The sequence below is a fragment of the Pseudomonas sp. NFACC42-2 genome, assembly GCF_900116055.1.
Classification (GTDB): Bacteria; Pseudomonadota; Gammaproteobacteria; order Pseudomonadales; family Pseudomonadaceae; genus Aquipseudomonas; species Aquipseudomonas marginalis.
This window is the reverse complement of record NZ_FOZO01000005.1, coordinates 222,432-246,602: the sequence shown is the minus strand read 5'-3', so window position 1 is coordinate 246,602 and position 24,171 is coordinate 222,432. Positions and strand designations below refer to the sequence as shown.

The window sequence follows — 24,171 nt, the reverse complement described above, 5'->3', positions numbered from 1 at the left end:
ACGCGGTCAAGTTATGCCGTCGATCAAAATATGCCGTTGTCCCCGACTGCACTGCTCGATCCGCGCCTCAACCTGGTACACCTCGCGCAGCATGTGTTCGGTGATCACCTCATGACTCGCGCCGCTGCCCTGGGCGGTGCCATCGGCAATCACCAACACCTGGTCGGCAAAGCGCAACGCCTGGTTCAGGTCATGCAGGGCAATAAACACGATGACCTGCTGTTGGCGGGCCAGTGCGCCCATGAAGTTCAACACTTGCACCTGGCGATGCATGTCGAGGGCGCTGGTGGGTTCGTCCATCAGCAGGATTTCCGGTTCGCGCACCAAGGTCTGGGCGATGGACACCAGTTGCTGCTGGCCGCCGCTGAGTTCGCCGAGGTTGCGAAAGGACAAGTCGCTGATGCCAAGGGCCTCGAGCATTTCGTCCACCAGGTTCAACTCGTCATCGTGGACGGTCCATTGCGGCGACAGTTGCTTGCGGGCCAGGAGTACCGATTCGTAGACCGTCAACCGCGCACTGGCATTCAAGCCCTGGGGCATGTAGCAGATGCCCTGCCGGCCCTTTTTCGAGTCCTGCAGGATCACCTGTCCAGGCCCGTCGATCAGCCCGGCCATGCGTTTGAACAGGGTGGACTTGCCCGCCGCATTGGGCCCCACCACCGCGACCACCTGGCCGCCGGTGAACGCGGCGGTGGTAACGCCACGGATGATCGTGCGCTGGCCATAGCGGGCACCCAGGTCTTGCAGCTGAATCTTCACCATGTGTTTTTCTTCCCGCTGAGGATCAGTGATATGAAGAACGGCACGCCGATCAGCGAAGTGACCACCCCGATCGGGAAGATGGCGCCGGGGATCAGGGTTTTGCTCACCACTGAACTGGCGGACAGAATCAGTGCGCCGGTCAGCAGCGAGGCCGGCAGGAAGAAGCGTTGGTCCTCGCCGATCAACATCCGCGCAATATGCGGGCCGACCAGCCCGATAAAGCCGATGGTGCCCACAAAGGCCACGGGGAACGAGGCGAGCAGGCTGACCATGATCAGCGTCTGAAAGCGCAGGCTGCGTACGTTGATCCCGAAGCTGGCGGCCTTGTCGTCACCCAGTCGCAGTGCGGTCAGGGCCCAGGCGCGCTTGGCAAAGATCGGCAGGGTGATCACGATCACCAGGCAGATCACCCCGAGTTTGGGCCAGGTGGCTTTGGTCAGGCTGCCCATGGTCCAGAACACCACGGCCGCCACGGCTTGCTCGGTGGCGAAAAACTGCACCAGGGCCAATAACGCGTTAAACGTGAAGACCAGGGCGATACCCAACAGCACGATGGTTTCCGCGGTGACCCCGCGACGCATGCTCAGGAAGTGAATCAGCAACGCCGACAGCATGGCCATGATGAACGCGTTGACCGGCACCATGTACTGCGCCGCCAACGGAAACAACGCCACACCAAACGCCAGCCCCATGGCTGCACCAAAACTGGCGGCGGCGGAAATGCCCAGGGTGAAGGGGCTGGCCAGCGGGTTGTTGAGGATGGTCTGCATCTGCGCGCCGGCCAGTGACAACGCCGCACCCACGGCAACCGCCATCAGCGCGATCGGCAGGCGGATGTCCCACATCACCACGCGAACCTGTGCCGGCGCACTGTCCGGCGCAAACAGTGCACCGAGTACTTCATTGAAACTGTAGCGCGCCGGCCCGAGGGCCAGGTCAAGCAGCACACTGCACAACAGCAGCAAGAGCAGGCCACCGAGGATCAGGCGTTTGCGCAGCACCAGGGCCCGGTAGGTGTCGCGTTGGATCACGGCACTCATGGCTTGAGGCTCACGAAGTAACCCGGCTCATAGGGCACCGGCAGGAATCGCTCGTGCAATTCGCGAAACGAGGCTTCAGGGTCCAGGTCGGTAAACAGTGTCGGATGAAACCACTTGGCCAACTGCTGGATGGCCACGAACTGATAAGGGCTGTTGTAGAACTGGTGCCAGATGGCATGGAACGCCTGGTCATCCTGCGCCTTGATCCCGGCATAGGCCGGGCGTTGGGTATACCAGGCCAGTTTGCGCCGGGCTTGGGCCATGTCGGCGCCGGGGCCCACACCGACCCAGTGGCCACCGGGGGCAAAGGCTTCCCAGTTGGCACTGGTGACCACCACCTGTTCCGGGTTGGCGACGATCACTTGCTCGGGATTCAGCTGGCCAAAGGTGGTGGGAATAACGCCTCTGGCGATGTTATTGCCCCCCGCCATATCGACGAACAGACCGAAGTTTTCATTGCCGAAACTCAGGCAGCAATCGTCGGTGTAGCCACCGATACGCTCGATGAACACGCTGGGGCGCGAAGGGTGTTGCGCGTTGATCACGTCGGTGACGCGGCGAATCTGCTGGTTGCGAAAGTCGATAAACGCTTCGGCACGCGCCTCTTTGCCGAACAACTGGCCGAACAGGCGCATGGTCGGTTCGGTGTTCTGCATCGGGTGGTTGCGAAAGTCGACGTACACCACTGGAATCCCCAGGGCATCGAGCTTTTCGATATAGCGGGCGTCCTCGGTTGCGTGCTGGGCCTCGATATTGAGGATGATCACGTCCGGGCGCTGGGAAATGGCCTGCTCGATATCGAAGGTGCCGTCTTCAAAACCGCCAAAGGTGGGGATTTTGGCGATGGCGGGAAATTTACGCAGGTAAGCGCCATAGGTGTCCGGGTCGGACTGGATCAGGTCCTTGCGCCAGCCGACGATTCGCTCGATGGGGTTTTGCGTATCCAGCGCGGCAACCAGGTACAACTGACGGCCTTCCCCGAGAATCACCCGCCGGACCGGCAGGTGCACCTTGACCTGGCGCCCGAGCAAATCGGTGACGGTGCTGCGTGGTGCCTGCGGCTCGGCGGCCGTTGACGGCAGCGCCCATCCCAGCAAACCCGCAAGCAGCAGCCCGGCGAAGGCGTGGCTGCGTCGAACAATGGTAACCATGGTTAAAGCCTTTGCAGTGGTCGGGCCGGGTGGCGGTGCAACGTGCCGTGCCGGGCCGAAGGTTTCAGAAATCGACCGTGGTCGACAGTAGGAGGGTGCGTGGCGAGCCTTGAGAGAACGCACCATAGGAAGCGACCCCCGACCAATACTCACGGTCGAACACGTTCTGTACCGTGGCGCGGAAGGTCGTCGGCCGCTGGGCGATGCGCGTGCTGTAGCGCACGCCCATGTCGAAGCGGGTCCAGGGGTCCAACTGCTGGGTGTTGGCCTGGTTCACATATTGACTGCCGGTGTACAACGCCCCGCTGGTTAGCGTCAGCCCCTCGACCCAGGGTACGTCCCACTCGGCCCAGAGGTTGGCTTGCACCTTCGGCACCCCCACCGGGGTATTGCCCCGGTTGGCCGCAACCGCGCTTTTGGTCAGTTGTGCATCCAGCAGCGTCACCCCGCCGAGCAGGCGTGTGCCTTGGCCGGCCTCACCGGATACGTTCAGCTCCAGGCCCCGGTTGCGCTGTTCGCCTTGTACCGCAAAGGTGGTGCCTGACAGCTCGCCACTGGGTTTGGTGATCTGGAACAGCGCGAGTGTGGACATGACCGTGCCGTAGTCGAGCTTGACCCCCACCTCATGCTGGCGTGAGACATAGGGGGCAAAGATCTGGCCCGCGTTCGAGGCCGTGGCGGGAGCGATATCGCCTTTGCTCAAGCCTTCCAGGTAGTTGTAGTAGAACGACACATGCTCCCAGGGCCGGACAACTGCGCCGAACAGCGGCGTGGTCCTGCCGTCGTCGTAAGCCGTGGTCACCGTACCCGCCGCGTCGTAGTTGTTGGAGCGGATGGTCTGTTTGCGCAGGCCGGCCGTCACCTGCAGGCGCTGCTCGAGCATCGACAAGGTGTCGGCAACGGCGACGCCGGACAATTCGGTCGCCGAGACTTTCGGCGTGGCCGGCGTGGCAATGTCGGCCTCGGGTCGTGAGACAGGGTGGTAAATGTTCGACAGGATCGGCGGGCCGGAAATAATGCCGCGCGACAACTCATCGCGATAGCGCGTGACCTGCAGCGTGGTGCTGTGGCTGATCGGCCCGGTGTCGAAACGCAGTCGGGCACCGGTGTCGACCGTGTAGCGCCGTACTTTGAATTTGTAATAGCCGGGGATCGACGAGGTGTCGCCGGCGGTGTTGATGATGGTCGGGGTCTGGTCGGAAAGGCGTGCCACGTTCGACTTCCCACCGCCGGCATGGGCAAACAGGGTCAGTGCGTCGTTCACGTCATACTCGCCACCCAGCAATGCCGACTCGTCGCGGGTCTTGGACCAGCCCCACGCCTGGCTGACGTTGGTACGCCCGTTGGCGGCGTGGGGAATCGGCACGCCGGGCGCGATCAGGAAGGGCCGTGACGCCGCGTCGAATTGCTCTTGCTGGTTGATCAGGTCCAGGCTGGTGCGCAGGCGATCGCCCTGGTAATCCAGGGCGATGGCACTGACCCCGACATCCCGCGATTGCTTGTCGATGACAGTGTCACCCTGCTGCACGCGGCCGTTGACGCGCATGCCGAATCGCCGGTCCTCGCCAAACCGCCGACTCAGGTCGATATGGGTGCCCAGTTGTCGGTCCTGGGCATAGGTGGCCGTGACGCGGGTCAGGTCCTCGTCCAGGGCGCGCTTGGGGACCACGTTGATCACGCCACCGACGGCGCTGTTGGGGGACATGCCGTAGAGGAGGGCGCCAGGGCCTTTGACCACTTCGATGCGTTCGGCGTAGTCGGTGAATACCCGGTAATTGGAGGCCACGCCGTACACACCGTCGAACGCCAGTTCCCCGAGGTTGCCTTCGCCCACCGGAAAACCACGGATAAAGAATGAATCGACGATACCCCCCGCCTGGCCGGTGGAGCGAACCGAAGAGTCGCGCTCCAGCACGTCGCCCACGGTGGTCGCCTGCAGGTCTTTGATCAATGACGCGGTATAGGTGCTGATGCTGAACGGCGCGTCCATCACATCCGTATTGCCCAGCAGGCCGAGACGCCCGCCCTCGGCCACCTGGCCGCCCGGGTACACCGGCGGCAGGCTATCGGCGTGTTTTTGCGCAGCCTCCACCGTGGTCGCCGACAGCGTCAGCCGGCGCAGTACCAGGGTGTAGCTGCCATCGCTGCGCAACACCATCTCCAGGCCGCTGCCTTCGAGCAAGCGCGTGACGGCTTCCTGCGTGGAGTAGGTGCCGTTCAGTTCGGGGCTGATCAGGCCCTCCGTGATCGACGGCTGGAACGACAGGGCAATACCGGCGTCCACGGCAAAGCTTGAGAGCGTCGCGCCGAGCGGGCCGGGGGCAATGTGGTAGGCCTGCACAGCGACCGAATCCAATTGGGCCGGTGCCTCCGCCAATGCCACCGGGCACATGGCTCCGGCCAGCAGCAGGCTGAGCACGACGCCGTGCACCATCGGTTTGAGCGGACGAGCCGGACGCAGGGGCCGTGCTACGAGCATGAAAGGATGACCCATGGACGAGAGGAAAAGGCTGTTCCTGTCTTTGCCAGTCGAGATCGAAAAAAGTATCACCCCGGCCGCCGTTTATTTTTGCGTGAGAGTCAGGCGGGCGACAGGGTGACCCAGTAACCGCGCAAATGACTGTTCGCCAGCACCGGATAAGTGTGCACCAGCATGCTCAAGGTGCGATCGGTATCACTGATCGGAAAGGCCCCGGAAATGCGCAAGTCGGCGATGGCCGGATCACAGCGCAGGAAACCTCGGCGGTAGCGCGTCAGTTCCGCGACGAAATCCGCCAGGCGCATCTTGTCGGCCATCAACATGCCCTGGGTCCATGAACCGATGTAGCGATCGGTCGGCGCCAGGTCACCAAAGGTCTGTGAGGAGAAGTCGGTGCGCTGCCCTGCATTGACGATCAGCGGCAGGGTCTGGCGGTTATCGGCCAATATCACCCTCACCGCGCCGTCGATGACCGCAAGATGGGTGCGAGGGTTGACTTCACGCACGGTAAACCGTGTGCCCAGCGCCTGCATGCTTCCCTGGCGGGTGCTGATCAGGAACGGCCGGGGCAGGGGGGCGGTGTCCACGGCGGTCTGCACCAGGATTTCGCCCTCGCGCAGGTGAATAAGCCGTTGACGGTCGTCGAATACGACGTCGATGGCGGTAGCGGTGTTCAGGGTGATGCGCGAGCCATCGGCCAGGGTCAGTTCGCGGCGCTGGCCAACGTCGGTGCGATAGTCCGCTGACCATTGCTGCGATTGCGCCAGCTTCCAGCTCCCCCAACCCGCGGGCGCCAGCGCCAGCAGGATCGCCAGCTTGCCCAGTGCTGCACGACGTTCCGGGCTGTCTGGCCGGTCCAGCGCCGACATCGCCAGGGCGGGCGGCAGTCCGCCGAACTTGCTCTGCAGCAATTGCGCACGCGACCAGGCGCGATCCCGCTCCGGGCTGCTGACCTTCCAGCGCTCCCATTCGGCGCGCTCATGCTCGCTCAATTCGCGTTCGCTCAAGCGCATCAGCCACTCGGCGGCTTCTTCGAGTACCTGCGGGTCCAGCGGCGGCTCCTTGCGCAGACCGAGCATTCACTCCACCAGCATCAGGCACTGTACGAAGGCCTGTTTCATGTAGCGCTTGACGGTGATCAGCGATACACCCAGCTGCTCGGCGATGTCGTCATACTTGAGGCCGTTGATCTGCGACAGCAGGAAGGCGCGCTTGACCAGGGGCGCCAGGGTATCGAGCATGGCGTCGATTTCGTGCAGGGTTTCCAGCACCATGAAGTGCGCTTCGGGCGACGGCGTTTCGTGGGCAGGCACGTTCGCCAGTGCATCCAGGTACGCGCGTTCCAGTGCCTTGCGCTGGTACCAGTTGACCAGGATGCCCTTGGCCACGCAGCTCAGGTACGCCCGTGGCTGGTCAATCACCGTGACCTGTGAGGCGAGGATCCGGGTGAAGGTGTCCTGGGCCAGATCCGCCGCATCCATCGCGTTACCCAGTTTTCTCTTCAACGTGGCATACAGCCAGCCATGATGCCCGCTGTACAGGGCCTCGATGGCGCGCAGGTGATTGAGGTGATTCGCGGAAGAGGTTTCGCTCATGGCGGCAGATTTGTTTGTAATTGAGAAGTATTCCCAATGCTAGTTGACAAACCAGCTTGAGCGCAAGCGCCATCGTGTCCCGTGATCAGGCGTGTGACAGGCGTATCAAGGCGTCAATCAGCAAATCGATTTCAGCTTCGGTGTTGTAAGCGTGAACCGATGCACGGCTGAGCTCAAGCAAGCCCCGCTGCTGCATGTCGAGCAGGGTCGAGCCTGCTGTCGAAGTGCTCACGTTGATGCGTTTGGGTTGCGCTGCGAGCCACTGCTGCACCTGTGGGGCGCTGTGGTGGCGATGACTGAAGGTGACGATGCCGGACTTTACAGGGCCCAGGTCCTGCGAGGTGATACCCGCCACGTCGGTCAGTCGATGGCGTAAGTAACCCGCCAGGTGCTGGATGCGCTGCCATATCGGTTCGATACCCTGCGCCAACGCATACTCCGCTGCGGCCCCCAGGCCCAGCTTGGCCGCAACGTTGCATTCCCAATTTTCAAAGCGTCGCGCATCCGCACGAATTTCAAAGCTGTCTGCCGTGAGCAAGGACGCCGCATGCAGGTCCAGAAAAACCGGCTCCAGGCGTTGGCACAGGGATTGTTCTACGTACAGGAACCCCATGCCCCTCGGCCCGCGCAGGTATTTTCGACTGGTGGCGGCGAGCATATGGCAGCCGATCTTTTGCACATCGATCGGCACCTGGCCCACCCCCTGGCAAGCGTCCAGCAGGAACAACACACCCGCCGCCCGGGCGAGGGCACCGATCTGCTCGACGGGTTGCACAGGCCCGCCGTTGGTGGCGATCATCGGCAGCGATACCAGGGCGACGCGCTCGTCTTCAAGCATGGCCGCCAAGGCTGCGAGGCACACCTGGCCGTGTTCATCGTTGGGGATGATCCGGATCTCGATCCCGCGCTGCTGCCTCAATTGCAGGTATGGGATGTAGTTGCCGGCGTATTCGGTCATGGAGGTCAGCACGGCGTCGCCGGGCTTGAGCGCCAGTGAATAGAAGGCCATGTCCCAGGCTCGGGTGGCGTTTTCGACCACTGCGATTTCAGTGGGGTGCGCATTGATCAGGCGCCCGACGGCGGTGTAGACATTGTCCAGTTCAGGCGCGCATCGGGCGGCCGCTTCATACCCGCCGAGGCGGGCTTCCTGTTGCAGGTGCCCGGTCATGACCTGGACCACCGGCTCAGGCATCAGCGCCGCACCGGCATTATTGAAATGGATCAGATGCTCGACACCCGGTGTGTCGGCACGCAGTTGTTCAATGTTCAAACCCTCACTCCTTGTTCAGTCGCTGCCTGCAACGCCATTGGAAGGCGCGGACACCGACCAGTACCGCAGCGCGACCATGGGAATCAGCGCCACTGCATAGGCCAGGCACACGAAAAGATAGGTGTATTGCAGGCCGTAGACCTGGCTCAGCAAGCCACCGATGGAGATGCCGGCAATCGAGGCGAACTGCGCAGTGCTTTGGGCAATACCCAGTACGTAGCCTTGGCGCGAGCTGTCGGCGGTTTTCGAGACCAACGCCATCAGCACGGGGGTGGTCGCCCCCAGCAGCACCCCCCAAATGAAGTAGGCGACGATAAATACCACGGGGCTTCGCGTTACGCCCGCCACGGCGGTCAGGGCGATGCAGCCCATGACGACATATGTGATGCGTTGCAGGGTTTCTGCCTGGGAACGATGCTCGAAGTAGCGCGACCATGCCGTTGCCGACAGGATGAAGCCCAGCGCCAGCAACCCGTAGCACAAGCCGACGACGGAGTTGTTGACCTCGAACGTCGAGCTCACGTACAGCGAGAACGAGGTCTGCGGCAGCATGCGCGCGAGCAGCAGGATGCCCATGACGCACAGCAGCGACAGCAGCGGAGAGCTGCGCCATACGCTGTCGGTGCCGGCGACCGGCGTGCGGGTGGCCACCGTCGGTTTTTTTGGTACGGGAGGCACATCCGGCAACGTCACGGCGGCGATGACGGTACAGAGTGCACAGAGCACCGAGGCGACGATGTTGATCCAGAAAAACGTCGCGTAATCGAGGATCAGGCCGCCTACGACCGCACCGAGCAGTGAGCCGACATTGGTCGATATCTGCAGGATCGCGAATAACCGCGCCCGCCGCGACGGCGCTTCGATACTGACCCCGTAAGCCTGCGCCGGGGCTATATAGCCGGCAAAGGCGCCCTGCAGAAAACGCAGGACCAGGATGACCCAGATGTCACTGAAAAAGGCCAGCCCGAGCTGGGTCAGGGACAACCCCGCGAGTGCGCGGATCATCATCAGCTTGTGGCCGTAGCGATCGCCGATACGGCCCCAGAATGCACTGGTCAGCATGATGCCCAGCATCGGCCCGACGTACACGGCGATGCTGGCGAAGCTGAATACCGACTCCGAGGACGCCAGCCCGCGCAGGTGCACGGGCCAGAACGGCCCGCTCATTTCCATCGCGCCCATGGAGACCAGCTGGATCGCGAACAGAAGATAAATGAGGATTCTTACACGCGAACCCTGGATGGCACCTGCTTGGGACATGAGACGGCCTCAGTGATTAAACGGCAGCTAGCGGGTTGGTCAGGGTGTGCTGCAAACGGTAGTTGGAATACTGCATCAAATGCATGCGCAGTAACGAACGGGTAGGCCATGGATCCTCGACAAAGGCCTGGCGCTCGACCTCCCACACCTGCGGCGAGACCCGCTCGCGCACGGCGGCAAAGGCGTTTTCGGTTTCCTCGCGCAATATTGCCCACAAACGTGTGTTGTCCATGCCGTACTCCTTGGTCAGCCACAGGGCCATTTCATGCAAGTGGGTGAGGAACGCGGCGTCCAGTACAAACATGCGCACCGGCTCGATATCGCCGCTAAATACCGTAGGCAGAATGCCAGGCTGCACATGCGGCTGTAACGTATAACCGCGTTCTTCCAGCAGCGGGGCGTAGGTTCTGCCATCGCCAAAATCGCGGATCAGCAGGCTGCGCGGCACGCCATCGGGTGAGAACAGCACCATGGTGTTCTGCTGGTGCGCTTCGAGCCCGATACCGTACAGCAGATAGATTGCCACCACGGGGTGGGTGACGACCTTGGCATAGTGGCGAAACCACTGTTCTACGCTGGCGGCGTCGGCACGCACCCCGTCGCGTTCGATCAGGTCGGTAAACAGCGGCCGACCGCTGCCCGGTAAACGGGTGAACAACGAAGCCACCGTGATCGGCAGACGCTCATCGTTGCGTTCGAACGCTTGCCGGCTGGCACGAAACACCACGGACAGGTGTTTTCCCGGTACGTCGTCCTGGGTGATTGCGTGGCGGTAGCGCACGCCGATTTCTTCCGGGAAGATTTCCAGTTGCTGGTCGAAACCGTTTTCGGCTTCCAGGATTTGCGTGATCACCGTGCTGATGCGCGGCCCCATATGGATCGACTTGGCTTGCAGGCTGCGCAACTCGCTGGTCATCCACAACGCGATGGGCAATTTGATCAGCGGTGCAGCGTGGTCCAGGACCGGCATCATCGTGCGGTATGACATGGTCGGCAGCGTCTGAATATCCGGCCCCTCAGTGATCAGCAGGCCTTCTTCGATTTCCGCAGCAAACGTCTTGAGCACATAGGCCTGCAAGTGCCAGGCATGAATCGGCAGGGGCAGCCATTGCGTTTCATCCAGGCCTTTGGCGTTGAGCGCCGCTTTCCATTGCTCCCAGTGTGCCGGGAAATTGCTGGCGAACCAGGCGTGGTAGTTGGTCACGTGAGGCATGCTTTCGCTTTTGGCCATGTCGGCACGCAAGGCGGCTATCCGCAGGGGCACCTGGGCGTTGAACTCCGGAGACAGTTGCTCGACCTCAGCGTCATTCAGCCCGGGGCGGGCTTTCCAGGTCGGGTAGTAGGGGTGGCCTTCCAGCGAGCCCCACTGATCCAACAAGATCGCGGCGTCCTTGATGCTCGCATGCCGACGCAGGTAATCGGTGAGGCTGCTGAGGCCCTGGCGTTGAGCGGCCTGCGCCAGGCGCGCGTTCCAGTGTTGGCGGAACTGACGTGCGTGGGCGTCGTTCAGCAGGCTGTTTTCCATATCCGACTTGAGACCGGCCACACCTTCGTCGCTGGGCTCGAAGTCGAAACTGTCGCGCAGTACATCCAGCAGGTCCTGATGGCGGGTGATCACCTGGCGCACGCCTTCGGCCGTCAGCAGCACCACGTCGCCGTCATTGACCAGCGTGTCGGCCGGGCCCAGCGCAATCTCGGAGAAAAACAGCTGCGCGCCGTTCTGCTTGAGCGGGTAGGTGGCTTGCTGGCCGTCGTGGGTAAACGCCAGCGCAGAACGATCCAGGATATTTTCCGCAAACAAGCAACGAATCAGCCGGCGCAGGGCGTTCTTGCGGGAGTAGGCGATCAAGGTGTTGAGGTCATCCATATCAGCTCTCTGCTCGTTGGGTCATTCATTAAAAGGGTTATGCCGTGCGAGGCCATTGGCTCGGGAAGTAATCCAGCGCCGAGTCGCGCAGGCCTTGCATGTAGGCAACGCTCCAGTGCAGGACTTCTTCGATATAGGGCACTTTCAGTTCAAAACGCCTGGCCATTTCCACCAGCAGCACCAGGCCATAGGCGACGTCTTCGTTGAACGCACGGCTCTCACGCTCGATCACATACCCGGCGCGGTTATCACCGGCTGGCACCATGGGCGCGAGGATGTCGTTGTAGGCCTGGTTGGTGCGCAGAATGGACAACATGCTGCTTTGGTCGCGAATCTGATCGCCGTACGCTTCGACGATTTCCTGTTTCAAGGATTTGACGGACGACAGGTCGACGCCCATGCGCGCACTGATGACCGCGCACAGTTCCTGGCTCTCCTGATCCATGCGTTCCAGGAAGTAGGCGCCCAGTTCGGGGCACTCCGTCCACCAGCACAGGCGCTGGGGAAAGATCTTGCGGTGCCATTGCCCGTAGGGGCCGATCAACCCGTAGATCACCGAGCTGTGCATGATCGGGTTACCGGGCGTCAGGGTGATCTCCAGGTAGTGATCGAGCAGCGTGACGCAAGGGCCGTAGAGGCGTGTGAGGATGTCGTGCAAGTGCTGGCGCGACGCCTGGGATTCGCGGGCATGGGTCGCGACATATAACTGGCTTTTGCCGCCGCCCATTTTTATCGACCGACCGGGGGTAAGATCGAAGGCGGTATGAGGTACGTCCTTCATGCCCCAGATCACCAGGTTCGGGTGGTTTGCCAGTGTGGCCTCGGCCAGCCAGTCGAACCCGCAGAAGCCCGGAATCGCACCGATGTACACAGGTTTGCTCGTGCTCAAATGCGGGGCGATGGCCTGCAGGGTTTTGGCGCGGGCATGGGCTGGCACCGTGATGATGACGATGTCGGCGTCTTCGACGGCGGGCCTGGCCTCGGCGGTCACCCGATCCAGCCGGGCGTTCAGCGTGGAGCCGTCCGGCAGCAGGGCCTGGAGCGGCACCTGCCGCGTGTGGTGGTCGACGACTTCCAGGTTGCTGGTCAGCAGCGAAACCTGGACGTCAGGCAGTTGCTTGAACAGGATGGCGTTGAGATGACCTGTTCGGCCACCGCCGCAAATGGCGACTTTCAGCGGTTTCATTCAGAGGCGCTCCTTGGTCGAAAGAGGGTCATGCGACGCTCAGTTGCAGCGGGGCGGAGCTGGACTCCTGCCAGTGGTTCTTGCCCAGCCAGGCATCCAGCTGCGACGCGACGCCGGGGTCGAGCAAGTCGCGTTCCTCCAGCCACTTATCATCGAAGACCGTGTGCAGGTATTTTTCGCCGCCATCGGCAATCGGCACTACTACATTGCCGCTCAGTACACCTTTGTGAATCAGCTCCAGGGCCTTGAAAATTGCGCCACCGGTCGAGCCGCCTACCAGCAGGGCGAGGTGGCGGGCGATATAGCGCGAGGTCTCGAAGGCTTGTGAGTCGGTGACCTGCACGCCCAGGTCGATGCAGCTGTAATCGAGCACCAGCCCCACTGTGTCCCCGGCAGGCGTGCCGGTACCGGACTGATAGTACGGATAGCCGGGATGCCCGAAAACGATGGAACCCGCGGGCTCCACCGCCACGGTCACAATGTCGGGGTTGTGCTGTTTAAGGCCTCGGGCAATCCCGGTCATCGACCCGCCGGTACCGACGCAACCGACATACGCGCCGATCACACCTTCGGCCTGAACGATGGTTTCCCGCACAAAGTCGCTGTAGCCGCCGGCGTTGGCCGCGTTGTCGGACTGGTTCATGAACACGGCCCCCGGGATCTGCTCGGCGAGTTCGGCCGCCAGGCGCTGGCGCTCTACCACCGCGACTTCATCTTCACGATAAGTTCCCGCGACAAACCGAATATCGGCGCCCAGCGCCTTCATCACCGCGATCTTGTCCTGCGCCGCGTGATGGTCGACCACGGCGATAAATTGCAGGCCGAATTCGACGGCGGCCATGGCCAGGCCGATGCCGGTATTGCCCGACGACGACTCAACCACCACGCCACCTGGTTTCAAGCGTCCGGACTTGAGCGCGGCGAGTACCATGTTGCGCGCCATGCGGTCTTTGATACTGCCGCCGGGATTGTTTTTCTCTATCTTTAATAACAGCCGGGCATCAGTGCCCGGGATATAAATACCCAACATAGGCGTATTGCCGATCAGCTCGGAAACTTTAGTCAGTATCATATGAAGTACTTCCTTTAGTCGTCAGGTGAAAACGCGTAGTTACCGTACGTGCAACAGGTCGCCACCATTCGCCGAGGCAGGGGGTGACGATGGAACTCATTCTCCAATAAGTCCATTTGATAGCCGGCGGTGTTGGCATAAATTAATAAGTCGCCGGCCTTGGGGGAAGTCGGGAAGTTGATCAGGCGGTGGGTGATGACGTCATCATCCAGGCAACTATGCCCGGCAATATAGGCTTGCATCGGTGTGGCGGATGTTGGCGCCGCGCTGATTAAAATCGGGTCGACCAGATATTCCGAGGCGAACCATGTTTCGCAGGCACTGAAGCTGCTGCCTTCAACAAATAACACCGTTTTGTTATTGGCCAGTTTTTTGCTGCGTGTAATGCGAAATACCGAAATTGCCGCTTGGTCCACCAGACTTCGGCCCGGCTCCAATGCCAGGGTGATGCTGTTGGCTTTCAAGTACTGGGCAATGTTTTGTCGCGGCGAGAAGGCACTTTCCAGAAACAACGTTAACCATTGGCTCGCCATCAAGTTGCTGCCGTAAGGGTAATAAGACTTGGGCACTGACTGGTTGTAATAGTGACCGGGCGTATTGTCGTTTTGTAGAAAGCGCTCGTAGGCGTGTGGCTCGACATAGCGGATGGGCAAACCTCCGCCGATATCGATCATGGTCGGTGCCAACCCCATCGTGCGAGCCACATCGACGAAATCGGTCACTTCACGAAAGGCCTGTGCTCGAGATTCGAACCCATAGCCACCGAGGTGGAAATGGAAACCCTCGAAGTCAAAAAATGCCCTGAGTCCGGTCAGTAAGTGCAAGCACACCAGCAGGTCCGCGGCCCCCATTCCGAAGCGGCTGGTCCCACAGGCTTTAGGCCTGTAACGCAGTAAAACCCTGGCCTTTATGGCCTCGCTGCTGGCTTCGGCCAGTGTTTTCAAATGGTCGAACTCTTCCAGCGAATCCACGCAGATCAGTGCACCGGCATGGACCAGCGCCCGATGAAAATCTTCGGTTTTGGCCGGGCCGGTGGCACACAACTGAGCGGCCGGCACACCGGCGCGCAGTGCTGCTTGCATCTCGTAAATACTGGAAACGTCGACGCCGATACCGGACGCCTTGGCTGCGCCGAGTAAACATTGTGACTTGTTGGCTTTGGCGCCATAGAAGATCGCATGTCGGACTTCATGCTGTTCTAGCACGGATTGCAATGCGTCGGTGTTCAGTGCAAAGGCGTGTGGCCATACAAGATTCAGGGGGGAGCCGTGTTGCGCAACGAGTTCAAGCAGTTTGTCGGGTTGGCTATGTAACAGCTGTGCGATGCATGCGTCCAATAATGGATTAAGCATTTTCGAAAGATGAACTTCAGTACGCGCTTCATTGAGGCGCGTTGTTGCAATAGACATAACTATCCCCTGGCGCTTATAGCGTCGTCATTCATATTTAAATCTCTGGAAGAGATCGATGAATGTGGTCTTGTCGTTCGTCGTGTTTTTAACGCTTATGCGTTTGGCGGTGGATGCCACACGAATCCTGCAGGCGAAACTGTGGCTTTGATGGTAATAATCGGTTCATAAAACAATTGCATAAGAACCCCATTCCATAAGGTTTATACGGGTGTAGCGATCGGCCACTAACTGCCGTTTTTCTTAATCTGACTCACCGCTGAGTGATGGTTAAATGATGTCGCGAGGCCATACTTTCGGTGAGCGTTAAGACTTGCCTAGGGTCATGAAAAGTTTCTCTTGGCGGCGTGAACAATATTGCTACCGAGAACGATTATCAAGTAAGGTTTTCAAATATTTCTAATTGATCCCGGCCGAACAGCGTTGCGCGAACGTGTATTTGCACGCTCTTGCGGGCGTTCGTCTCAAGTTTGAAAGCGTTGTTAATTCATTGATCAATAAGGGGTTAAACGTTGATCGGCGAGGGCGCTGACAGAGGCGCAATTCAGCCGCCCCGAGGCCCCTGAAAATTTTGCAAAAACCACGACTGATGCACGCCAAGGAGAACTGCTATGAACACTGATCGTCTGATCACGACTGCCCTGCTTCCCATCAGCTACCTGTTCGTTCCGGGGAACCGTCCGGAGCGCTTTGCCAAAGCGGCTGAGGCCGGAGCGGATGCAATCATCCTGGACCTTGAGGATGCGGTTCATCCCGATAGCAAAGCCGCTGCTCGAGCTGCCATCTGGGCGTGGCAGGAGAGTGCGCCAAGTGTGGCGTGCCGGCGGTTTATCCGGCTCAACAGCGTCGGCAGCGCGTTGTTCCGCCAGGACCTGACGTGGTTGGGCGACATGCGTTACCCCGAGCGTTGCACCGGGGTATTCCTGCCCAAGGCCGAGGCGCCGCAAGCGTTGGCGCGGGTGGTCGAGCAGTTGCTGGCGTGGCAACCCCAATTGCACATTGTCGCGATCATCGAGACGGCCAAAGGCTTGCAGCAGGTGGAGGCGATTGCTGCGGTTCCCGGCCTGGCACGCCTGGCCTTTGGCTCGCTGGATTTTTCCCTGGATATCAATTGCGGCCAGGTGCCTGAGGCGTTTGTGTACGCACGCAACCGCATCGTGCTGGCCTCTCGCACTGCGGGTTTGCCGGCACCGATCGACGGAGTCACGCCGGCGATCAACGACCTGGCGGTGGTCGCCCAGGACTCGCTCTACGCTCGCTCCCTCGGGTTCGGGGCCAAGCTGTGCATCCATCCCGCGCAGTTGGCGACGGTGCAGCGCGCATTTCTACCCGATGCGCAGCAATTGGCCTGGGCGGGTCGGGTGATGAGTGCCGTGGCCGGGGGCAGCCATGCGGTGCAAGTTGACGGCGAAATGGTCGACCTGCCGCTGATCGAACAGGCGCAACGCCTGTTGGACATGGCCCGCCGACACGCAGCGGTCGCCAAGACCGGAGCTTGCTGAACATGCTGCCCGGACAGGAAGGGGCCATTGCGCAGACCTATCAGATTGCGCTGCGACCGGTGTGCGAAGTGCTGCAATCGGAACAGGTGGACCCGGCGAATGTGCAGTGGCTATGCGACTCGATTATCCGCGCAGGGCATTGGCTGGAACCGATCATTGTCGAGCGCTCGCAAGGCATCGTGATGGACGGTAACCATCGCCTGAATGCCGCGTTGCAGTTGGGTCTGTGTCGGGTGCCGTGCATCCAGCTCGACTACGCGGACCCACGGGTGTGCGTACGGCACTGGCACACGGGGCACGCGTTCGAGGTCGCGCGGATTTTCAACACCATCGCTCGCGGCGAGATCTTTCCGTACAAGACCACACGGCATGTGTTTGATCCGGCGCTACCGGTCATCGCGATCCCGCTGGATCGCCTGTACGAGTGAGCCGTGCAAAAAAACAGGTGGGTGGGTGATACTTTTTCGCACGTCGACTGGCATTAGGAGTGATTCCCATTTTCTCTCGTTGAAAGGATCCTCTCGTCATGCCTGTTGCCAGTCGGCCTTGCGGTGAACGCGCGTTAACCCTCGCTATTCGAACCGCCCTGTTGAATTTCGTCATGGTCGCAGCGGGCGCCAATGCCTGGGCTGAGACACCAACGCCTGCCGCCACGGATGACAGCACGCCCAGCCTGACCCTCGACACCACCACGATCGACGGCCGCTACAACGGCCCGACGGCGCTGCCCGAGGTTCTCCCCGGTGGGCAGGTGGCGCGCGGCGCGCGGCTGGGCATGATGGGCAACAAAGACGTGATGGACACGCCGTTCAGCGTCACCAGCTACACCGCCAAAACCCTCGCCGACCTGCAAACCGTCACCGTTGCCGATGCCCTGGAACGCGACCCGTCGGTGCGCTCGACCGGCCAGACCGGCGGTATCGTCGATTCGTTTTTCATTCGCGGTTTTGCCATCGGCGAAGGCAACCTGGGTGAGCTGGCCTACGACGGCGTGTATGGCGTAGCGCCCAATTACCGGGCCTTTACCGAGTACGCCGAGCGTATCGAAGTGCTCAAGGGGCCGGGTGCCTTGATGTATGGCATCTCGCCCAACAGTGGCGTGGGTGGGGTCATCAACATCGTTCCCAAACGGCCGCTGGAGGAAGACCTGACCCGGTTTACCGGCAGCTACGCGTCAGACTCCCAGGCGGGCGGGCACCTGGATATCAGTCGGCGTTTTGGTGAGGAAAACCAGTTCGGCGTGCGCTTTAACGGCAGCCTGCAGGGCGGCGACACGGCGGTGAACGACCAGCATCGCGACGTAGGGATCGGTGCGATTGCCCTGGATTATCGTGGCGAGCGGCTGCGCCTGAACCTGGACTACATCAGCCAGAAAGAAAGCTTCGACGGTGCCTCACGCCCGTTCACCATCGCGCCGGGCGTTGACGTGCCATCCGCCCCCAATGGCCGTACCAGCCTGCCGCAAAAGTGGGGTTGGTCGGATACCAAGGAACAGTCCGCATTGCTCGGCGGTGAATATGATCTGAGCGACAACCTCACCGTGTTCGCCCATGCAGGGGGCGGCAGGTCGGATGTGAAACGCATGTCCGACCAGGTGCCGCGCATCCTCAATGACGCGGGCGACACCAGCAACGTCCCGGGCTATTACAAATTCAACGTCGACCGTTCTACCGCCGATGTGGGGATGCGCGGGCTCTTCGCCACCGGCCCGGTAACCCATACCACCACGCTGATGGCGACCCGTTACCAGGATGAGCTATCGCGGGGCATCAACAACGGCACCACAATCCTCTCCAATATCTACCACCCGGTGGACACGCCCAAGCAATACATCAACACGCCCAAGGTGCTGCGAATCTCCGAGTCGGAGCTGTCCGGCGTGGCGTTGACCGACACCTTGGGGATGCTGGATGACCGTCTCCAACTGAGCCTGGGCGTACGCCGGCAGTTTATCGAGTCGCGTAACTACAATGCCGCCGGCTCCGTCAGCTCGCGTTACAGCGCCAACGCCACCACGCCGTTGCTGGGGGTGGTGGTCAAGCCCTGGGAGGACGTCTCCCTCTACTACAACTACGTCGAAGGGCTGAGCAAAGGCGATGCGGCACCGGGCACGGCGAGCAATGCCGGGGAAACCTTTGCGCCGTATGAGTCCAAGCAGCACGAACTGGGGGTGAAGTATGAACACGGCACCTTCATGACCACGCTGGCGTTGTTCCAGATCGAGAAACCTGCCGGCGAACTGGGCGCCAATGGCGTGTATTCGGTGCAGGCCGAACAGCGCAACCGTGGCCTGGAACTCAGCGTGTTCGGCGAAGTGGCCACCGGCACCCGTTTGATGGGGGGGGTGACCTTCCTCGATGGCGAGCTGACCAAGTCGGCGACTGCCGCTAACCAAGGCAACAAGCCGGTCGGCGTGCCCGATATCCAGGCCAACCTGTGGGCGGAATACGACACCCCCTGGCTGGAAGGTTTCACCCTCACGGGTGGTGCGATCTACACCGACAGCCAATACGTCAACCAGGCCAACACCCAGGAACTCGACGCCTGGACCCGCATTGACGCCGGTGCGCGTTACGCCACCAAGATAGAAGGGCGGCCGACGACATTCCGCGCCACGGTACAGAACGTGTTCGACCGTGAGTACTGGTCCGGCGTGGCCTCTTATGGTGCGTTTTCCCCGGGGTATCCGCGTACCTTGCAACTATCGGCGACCGTCGATTTTTGACGGGCGCCGGTATGGAGCAATCATGCACCAGCAATAAGCTTAAGCCTGGCTGGCCACCCGATCTTCACTGACCCGAATTCGCCATTGCTCAACGGTGCGCAGGGGTTTACAGCCCTTGCGCTCTTTGTTGGCGTGGCTGCTCGGCGGCATCACGGTGTCCTGCGATCATTGCCCTTTGAGCGCGATTGCCACTGCTGCTGAAAGTGAAGTCGTGGCCCTGCCGATCAGCGTCGAAAGCTGATGGCTATCATCGAAAAGTGCGCCTTGGGATGCGTTGACATCGTAGCCCGCCAGGGCCTGTGCGAGTGGCTCCGGGAGGCCGAAATTGATTAACGCAGAGGCGTAGTCAGTTTCAGGCAAGTTCTTGTAGGGAATGTTCCTGCCCGTTTGCCGAGAAACCTCGGCTGCGAGTTCCGATAACGTCCAGGCGCTGTCACCCGCCAACTCGTAGACCTTCCCCTCTTGATCGTCGCGGGTGAGCACGACGGCAGCGGCCTGGGCGAAATCTTCCCGTGTCGCCGCGGCAATCTTTCCATCACCTGCGCTGCCGATAAATTCACCGGCCGATAACGCACCAGCGATAGAGCCGGTGTAGTTCTCGGTATACCAACCATGACGCAATATCGTGAATGCCAACCCCGATGCTGTGAGCTCGGCTTCCGTTTGCCGATGCTCCTCGGCGAGGTTCAATGAAGAGGTATCCGCGTGCAGTACACTGGTATAAACGACGCGACCCACACCAGCCTGCTTTGCTGCGTTGATGACATTTCGATGCTGTGAGAGTCGCTTACCTATTTCGCTTGAGGAAATGAGTAGAAGCGTGTCGACTCCGCTGAGCGCCGCGACCAGGGTTTGCGGATTGTCATAGTCGGCAACACGTGCCTCCACGCCTAGATCACTCGCCTTGTCAGGGCTGCGCACCAGCGCGACCAGGTTGGACGCGGGTACTTTTTGCTTGAGTTGCTGGACAACGAGGCGGCCAAGTTGGCCGGTGGCTCCGGTGACGGCGATCATGAGGGGTTCCTTTTACAAAAAGTGATAGAGCAGGCAGAGTAGGGTCTTAACTAACTTTTCGTAAGTACGTACCTAAAGGTAAGTAAGCATGCCGGATTCCGAGTCCTCTGGAGCAACCCGTCCCGCAACAGTGGCCGACCGACTGCGCAGCGGTGAATTATTCGACCCGGATTGTCCCTCGAGGGTCGTGCTCCAGCACGTCAGCAGCCGCTGGGGAGTATTAGTATTGGTGGCCTTGCTCGCGGGTACGCATCGCTTCAGCGATCTGCGTCGCAAGATTGGAGGCGTCAGCGAAAAGATGCTTGCGCAGACCCTCCAGTTTTTGGAACTCGATGGTTTCGTCCTGCGCAAATCCTATCCGGTCGTGCCACCCCACGTTGAGTACAGCCTTACCCCTATGGGAACTGAAGTAGCCCGCCATGTCGAAGGCCTGGTTGACTGGATCGAAGGCAATCTGCCAAGGATTTTGGATGAACAACGTTCTCGACAGATTTCATAACGGCCTTGCGAGCTACAGGTAAGGCTATGCGTGAGGAAGACCTGGCCGCTTTGCCGTGGTCGGCAAGCGTTGCAGTTACGCGCAATGCCCAAGCGGGTCTTTATCTTCACGTCGGATGACTGAGCGACGGAGGTTTTCTGGTTCCCGCGGCAGAGTTTAACCAGAGCAGCATTGCGGCGAGAGAGGCGGCGACTACCAGCGTAAGCCACATGATGACCAGCAGGGTGAAGGTGACACTGTTGTTTAACTCACGAAAAATGCCGAAGGCAAAAGCCGTGTACCAAGACACACCCGAAACTGCACCGGAGGCGAGAAACAAGGCCGCTCTTTTGCGGGACACGCCAAAGAGAAGGGGGCGACTCAGGTCGCGTAGGGCTTCTGGCAGCACAAGCGCGTGGATGATTATTCCGTTGAAGGTCAGGACGATCACCACAATGACTTTCGCCCAGAGTTTGGGGTTTTCAAACTTTTCCGGCGACTCCATCGCGTAAAGGGCAAGGAAACCAAGGCCTGAAAGCCACAGGAGGCAGAGTCCAATAGTGACCGCGTCGCTGATGAAGTGAAAGGTGCGTCCGATTTCAACCGGGAGGCTGCCCCGGCGCATCCAACGCAAGATCCAGAGGTCCAGCATCGTCGCCCCACCGAGACCGAAGCACATGCCGAGCAGGTGTATACCTATAAGGAGTGTCAGCACTTTTAGCTGTGGGAGTGGAGCCGGCAATGGAACGCTCAGCGCGAGTGTGTCGGCGAGTAAGTAGCCACTGCCGGACAGCGCAAGCAGGCCGCCTAAAATCATGAAAGACGTGCGTATCTTCATTTATTACGGCCTTGGGCGAGTGTTTTTAGTTGGACGCGTGCGCAGTTTGTTTACTGGAATAGGCTGGTCAAGCGGCTGCTACCCGCAGCGTTGCTGCAACCAGGAGGATAAGTGTCGGGTTGATGAGGCCCAGCGCCACATCAGCAGGTTGCACGGGCGTAGACCCTGCTCAGGAAGGGACCGGTGCTTGGGCATCGATCAGGTTCCGGCTCTTGAGCTCCTCCCAAAAGGCTGCTGGGATACCGACCTTCATCGCCTGCACATTGGAAACGATCTGCCCCGGCGTACGGGCACCCGGAATGATCGCTGACACTTGCGGATGTGCTGCCGCGAACTGCAGGGCGGCAGTATGAATGTCGATGCCATGTCGTTTGGCAACCGCCATGATTCGCGCGCGCTTTTCCACCGCTCCGGCAGGCAGATCCAAACTGAAGTTGTATCGGCTGCGTCCTCCCAGGAATCCATCGTTCAGTGGTGTTCCAACCACAACGCTGGTGCCCTTCCTGCTCAATGCCGGAAAGGTGTTGCGTAACGCATCGCTGTGCTCAAGGAGCGAATACTGGCAGGCAAGCAACACGATGTCGGGAGTCGGGTCATCACCGGCCATTGCCTGGACCACAGCATTCGGCGTATTGACGCCGAAGCCCCATGCCTTGATGAGGCCCTCATCACGCATCTTTTCAAGCTCAACCATCGCCCCTGTGCGCGCAATGCGATACGCCGCTTCCCAACCGCCTTCCAGTTCGGTGTTATCGGGCGAGATGTCATGGATAAACACGATATCGATACGCGGCAGCCCCAGCCGCTGCAGGCTGTCTTCCACGGAACGACGCGCACCTGCCGCGGTGTAGTCATACCGGTAGTTGAAGGGCGCGGGTGACTTCCAGATGGCATGGTCCGCGCGCGGGCCACCCGCAGCAGTCAAAACCCGTCCTACCTTGGTGGAGACCACATAGTCGTTCGGATTTTTGCCGTGCAGAAAGCGGCCTACCCGATATTCACTCAAACCAAACCCGTAGAACGGCGACGTGTCGTAAAGCCTTACACCCGCGTCCCAGGCGGCCTGTAGAACCAGGCCGGCCTGCTCGTCGCTGAGCGGTGCAAAGATATTGCCAATCTGTGTCCCGCCCATGCCAAAGCGTTGAGGCGTCATGTATCGCAGGGTAGGCGAGGGCGAATTGGAGGGCAGGTCAGTGCGCACTGGCCGGCCTTCAGTACGCATCACGCTCCCGCGCTCTGTCAGCAAAGAGGGCGCTGGGGCTGCCGAACTTGCGACACTCGATGCTGGCAGCAAGGCGGCTGCAACAGTACCCACTGCCGAGTAAGTAAGAAAATCTCGTCTGTCCATCCTACTTTCCTTTCGCGACCGAGGTTTCACGGGATCATCGAAGCCGGTATTCGTACTGGAAGTTAGAACAGCGAGGGTTGGCCGGGTGACCCTAATACGCCATATTTTTTGCACAATCCTGCCGATGCGCTTGTGTTGGTCACGCACTCTCAGCAGACTCGAACATTCCGTAAACAGGGGCGCATGTGATGACGAGCGGTTCCTTCTCGCAGTTCGGTTCCGGCCACCTGCATTCTCTGACGTTGCGCGATCCCATACAGCCCAACGAGCGTCTCCAGGCACTCAGGCGGCTGATCGAAAAAGTCACCCGGCAGATTGGTTTGAACGAGGTCTGCAAAACATCGATTCCAGGTCTGGCCTTTTATCGAATGGCTGAGCTGGGTACGCCCACTTACTGCATTTATGAGCCTTGCGTGGCCATCATTCTGCAGGGGGCGAAGGAGATCACGTTCGGCGAGGAGGCCTGTGAGTTCGGGCCGGGGGCGTTCTTCGTCACGTCGGTCGACATCCCCACACTGGCCCGCGTTACCGCCGCCAGCGAGGCAACCCCCTATTTATCCGTGGTGTTGAAGCTCAACCTTTCCATGCTCAACGAGGTGATCCAGACCTTGGCCCCCCCCACGCAGGAAATGGCTACTCAAGCGCGGGGCTTCGTATCCGGTGCGGCGTCGAGTGAGATGCTCGATGCATTCGCTCGACTCGCTACGCTGATCGAACGGCCGCTTGAAGCAGGCTTGATGTCGGATCTGATCAAGCGGGAAATATGCGTTCGGCTGTTGTTAAGTGGTGCAGGGCAGTGGTTACGCAGCGTCACCCGCGACGGTTACCGAGACAAGGGCATCGTGAGAGCCATTGAATGGCTGAAACATCACTACGACAAACCGCTGCACGTGGCCGATCTCGCCGAACGATCAGGAATGGCCAGTTCTACGCTGCATCACAGTTTTCGCAAGCTGACAGGCACCAGCCCTGTTCAGTATCAAAAGGCGTTACGGCTGCAAGCCGCACGCAGCCTGATGTTGACCGATCGGGTTGACGTGAACACCGCCGCGTTGCGCGTCGGCTATGAAAGTGTCGCTCAATTCAGCCGTGAATATGCCCGGCGTTTCGGAGCCCCGCCCTCGAGAGACATCAAGCACGTACGGGAGCAGGGCGGACTGCTCGACTAGCGACGC

The 24,171-nt window shown here is 60.5% G+C and carries 20 protein-coding genes; 5 read left to right on the top strand and 15 right to left on the bottom strand.

Features of this window, described 5'->3' with window-relative positions:
• Positions 1–6: 6 nt before the first annotated feature.
• From BM416_RS13550 to BM416_RS13495, 12 genes are all read right to left on the bottom strand, one after another.
• Positions 7–762, bottom strand: a complete 756-nt coding sequence (locus BM416_RS13550; RefSeq protein ID WP_027603401.1) for an ABC transporter ATP-binding protein — start codon at positions 760–762, stop codon at positions 7–9.
• Positions 756–1,802 (bottom strand): FecCD family ABC transporter permease, encoded by a 1,047-nt coding sequence (locus BM416_RS13545; protein WP_065926092.1) that lies wholly within the window; start codon positions 1,800–1,802, stop codon positions 756–758. The genes BM416_RS13550 and BM416_RS13545 overlap by 7 nt, the downstream gene beginning before the upstream one ends.
• Positions 1,799–2,953, bottom strand: coding sequence for an ABC transporter substrate-binding protein (locus BM416_RS13540; protein WP_065926093.1), 1,155 nt, complete (start codon positions 2,951–2,953; stop codon positions 1,799–1,801). The genes BM416_RS13545 and BM416_RS13540 overlap by 4 nt, the downstream gene beginning before the upstream one ends.
• 64 nt (positions 2,954–3,017) lie before the next feature.
• On the bottom strand, positions 3,018–5,432 hold the full coding sequence (locus tag BM416_RS13535) for a TonB-dependent receptor (protein WP_092488447.1): 2,415 nt from the start codon (positions 5,430–5,432) through the stop codon (positions 3,018–3,020).
• Positions 5,433–5,533: 101 nt separating this feature from the next.
• Positions 5,534–6,511, bottom strand: coding sequence for a FecR domain-containing protein (locus BM416_RS13530; protein WP_092488390.1), 978 nt, complete (start codon positions 6,509–6,511; stop codon positions 5,534–5,536).
• On the bottom strand, positions 6,512–7,027 hold the full coding sequence (locus tag BM416_RS13525; RefSeq protein ID WP_092488389.1) for a sigma-70 family RNA polymerase sigma factor: 516 nt from the start codon (positions 7,025–7,027) through the stop codon (positions 6,512–6,514).
• 85 nt (positions 7,028–7,112) lie between these two features.
• Entirely contained in the window at positions 7,113–8,297 is a 1,185-nt protein-coding gene (locus BM416_RS13520) for an aminotransferase class V-fold PLP-dependent enzyme (RefSeq protein WP_092488388.1), read from the bottom strand.
• Positions 8,298–8,312: 15 nt separating this feature from the next.
• On the bottom strand, positions 8,313–9,557 hold the full coding sequence (locus tag BM416_RS13515; RefSeq protein WP_092488387.1) for an MFS transporter: 1,245 nt from the start codon (positions 9,555–9,557) through the stop codon (positions 8,313–8,315).
• 16 nt (positions 9,558–9,573) lie between these two features.
• The gene (locus BM416_RS13510; RefSeq protein WP_092488386.1) at positions 9,574–11,424 is read right to left on the bottom strand and encodes an IucA/IucC family protein; all 1,851 of its coding nucleotides are present in this window, start codon (positions 11,422–11,424) and stop codon (positions 9,574–9,576) included.
• Positions 11,425–11,461: 37 nt separating this feature from the next.
• Positions 11,462–12,610, bottom strand: a complete 1,149-nt coding sequence (locus tag BM416_RS13505) for an NAD/NADP-dependent octopine/nopaline dehydrogenase family protein (RefSeq protein WP_092488385.1) — start codon at positions 12,608–12,610, stop codon at positions 11,462–11,464.
• Between the two features lie 28 nt (positions 12,611–12,638).
• The gene (locus BM416_RS13500) at positions 12,639–13,682 is read right to left on the bottom strand and encodes a PLP-dependent cysteine synthase family protein (protein WP_065939576.1); all 1,044 of its coding nucleotides are present in this window, start codon (positions 13,680–13,682) and stop codon (positions 12,639–12,641) included.
• A 14-nt stretch (positions 13,683–13,696) separates the two neighbouring features.
• Positions 13,697–15,091 carry a Y4yA family PLP-dependent enzyme gene (locus BM416_RS13495; protein WP_256577511.1) on the bottom strand — a complete coding sequence of 465 codons (1,395 nt, stop codon included), beginning with the start codon at positions 15,089–15,091 and terminating at the stop codon, positions 13,697–13,699.
• Between the two features lie 611 nt (positions 15,092–15,702).
• On the opposite strand from BM416_RS13495, the gene BM416_RS13490 reads away from it, so the two are divergent.
• The 3 genes from BM416_RS13490 to BM416_RS13480 all read left to right on the top strand — a co-directional run bounded on the left by BM416_RS13490 (position 15,703) and on the right by BM416_RS13480 (position 19,318).
• A complete protein-coding gene (locus tag BM416_RS13490; protein WP_092488383.1) occupies positions 15,703–16,593 on the top strand; it encodes an HpcH/HpaI aldolase/citrate lyase family protein in 891 nt (296 codons plus the stop codon).
• 2 nt (positions 16,594–16,595) lie between these two features.
• The gene (locus BM416_RS13485; protein ID WP_065926104.1) at positions 16,596–17,021 is read left to right on the top strand and encodes a ParB N-terminal domain-containing protein; all 426 of its coding nucleotides are present in this window, start codon (positions 16,596–16,598) and stop codon (positions 17,019–17,021) included.
• 98 nt (positions 17,022–17,119) lie between these two features.
• Positions 17,120–19,318, top strand: coding sequence for a TonB-dependent receptor (locus BM416_RS13480; RefSeq protein WP_092488382.1), 2,199 nt, complete (start codon positions 17,120–17,122; stop codon positions 19,316–19,318).
• 165 nt (positions 19,319–19,483) lie between these two features.
• On the opposite strand, the gene BM416_RS13475 is transcribed toward BM416_RS13480, so the two are convergent.
• Positions 19,484–20,332, bottom strand: coding sequence for an SDR family oxidoreductase (locus tag BM416_RS13475; protein ID WP_092488381.1), 849 nt, complete (start codon positions 20,330–20,332; stop codon positions 19,484–19,486).
• Between the two features lie 88 nt (positions 20,333–20,420).
• Between BM416_RS13475 and BM416_RS13470 the strand changes: the two genes are divergently transcribed.
• Positions 20,421–20,831, top strand: a complete 411-nt coding sequence (locus BM416_RS13470; RefSeq protein ID WP_092488380.1) for a winged helix-turn-helix transcriptional regulator — start codon at positions 20,421–20,423, stop codon at positions 20,829–20,831.
• A gap of 106 nt (positions 20,832–20,937) precedes the next feature.
• Here the strand turns inward: BM416_RS13470 and BM416_RS13465 are convergent, their stop codons facing one another.
• Positions 20,938–21,648, bottom strand: coding sequence for a hypothetical protein (locus BM416_RS13465; protein WP_175539061.1), 711 nt, complete (start codon positions 21,646–21,648; stop codon positions 20,938–20,940).
• Positions 21,649–21,817: 169 nt separating this feature from the next.
• Positions 21,818–22,996 carry an aldo/keto reductase gene (locus BM416_RS13460; protein WP_092488379.1) on the bottom strand — a complete coding sequence of 393 codons (1,179 nt, stop codon included), beginning with the start codon at positions 22,994–22,996 and terminating at the stop codon, positions 21,818–21,820.
• A gap of 188 nt (positions 22,997–23,184) precedes the next feature.
• Here BM416_RS13460 and BM416_RS13455 point away from each other — a divergent pair, with 188 nt between their 5' ends.
• Positions 23,185–24,165: an AraC family transcriptional regulator gene (locus tag BM416_RS13455; RefSeq protein WP_175539060.1), complete on the top strand. Its 981-nt coding sequence runs from the start codon at positions 23,185–23,187 to the stop codon at positions 24,163–24,165.
• The last annotated feature ends 6 nt before the right edge of the window (positions 24,166–24,171 follow it).

Excerpts from the sequence above, each read along its gene's own strand:
- BM416_RS13475 (WP_092488381.1), bottom strand. The coding sequence starts at position 20,332 with ATGATCGCCGTCACCGGAGCCACCGGCCAACTTGGCCGCCTCGTTGTC.
- BM416_RS13455 (WP_175539060.1), top strand. The coding sequence starts at position 23,185 with ATGACGAGCGGTTCCTTCTCGCAGTTCGGTTCCGGCCACCTGCATTCT.
- BM416_RS13460 (WP_092488379.1), bottom strand. The coding sequence starts at position 22,996 with ATGGACAGACGAGATTTTCTTACTTACTCGGCAGTGGGTACTGTTGCA.
- BM416_RS13495 (WP_256577511.1), bottom strand. The coding sequence starts at position 15,091 with ATGTCTATTGCAACAACGCGCCTCAATGAAGCGCGTACTGAAGTTCAT.
- BM416_RS13545 (WP_065926092.1), bottom strand. The coding sequence starts at position 1,802 with ATGAGTGCCGTGATCCAACGCGACACCTACCGGGCCCTGGTGCTGCGC.
- BM416_RS13540 (WP_065926093.1), bottom strand. The coding sequence starts at position 2,953 with ATGGTTACCATTGTTCGACGCAGCCACGCCTTCGCCGGGCTGCTGCTT.
- BM416_RS13500 (WP_065939576.1), bottom strand. The coding sequence starts at position 13,682 with ATGATACTGACTAAAGTTTCCGAGCTGATCGGCAATACGCCTATGTTG.
- BM416_RS13505 (WP_092488385.1), bottom strand. The coding sequence starts at position 12,610 with ATGAAACCGCTGAAAGTCGCCATTTGCGGCGGTGGCCGAACAGGTCAT.
- BM416_RS13530 (WP_092488390.1), bottom strand. The coding sequence starts at position 6,511 with ATGCTCGGTCTGCGCAAGGAGCCGCCGCTGGACCCGCAGGTACTCGAA.
- BM416_RS13490 (WP_092488383.1), top strand. The coding sequence starts at position 15,703 with ATGAACACTGATCGTCTGATCACGACTGCCCTGCTTCCCATCAGCTAC.
- BM416_RS13535 (WP_092488447.1), bottom strand. The coding sequence starts at position 5,432 with ATGCTCGTAGCACGGCCCCTGCGTCCGGCTCGTCCGCTCAAACCGATG.
- BM416_RS13485 (WP_065926104.1), top strand. The coding sequence starts at position 16,596 with ATGCTGCCCGGACAGGAAGGGGCCATTGCGCAGACCTATCAGATTGCG.
- BM416_RS13510 (WP_092488386.1), bottom strand. The coding sequence starts at position 11,424 with ATGGATGACCTCAACACCTTGATCGCCTACTCCCGCAAGAACGCCCTG.
- BM416_RS13465 (WP_175539061.1), bottom strand. The coding sequence starts at position 21,648 with ATGAAGATACGCACGTCTTTCATGATTTTAGGCGGCCTGCTTGCGCTG.
- BM416_RS13470 (WP_092488380.1), top strand. The coding sequence starts at position 20,421 with ATGCCGGATTCCGAGTCCTCTGGAGCAACCCGTCCCGCAACAGTGGCC.
- BM416_RS13515 (WP_092488387.1), bottom strand. The coding sequence starts at position 9,557 with ATGTCCCAAGCAGGTGCCATCCAGGGTTCGCGTGTAAGAATCCTCATT.
- BM416_RS13550 (WP_027603401.1), bottom strand. The coding sequence starts at position 762 with ATGGTGAAGATTCAGCTGCAAGACCTGGGTGCCCGCTATGGCCAGCGC.
- BM416_RS13480 (WP_092488382.1), top strand. The coding sequence starts at position 17,120 with ATGCCTGTTGCCAGTCGGCCTTGCGGTGAACGCGCGTTAACCCTCGCT.
- BM416_RS13525 (WP_092488389.1), bottom strand. The coding sequence starts at position 7,027 with ATGAGCGAAACCTCTTCCGCGAATCACCTCAATCACCTGCGCGCCATC.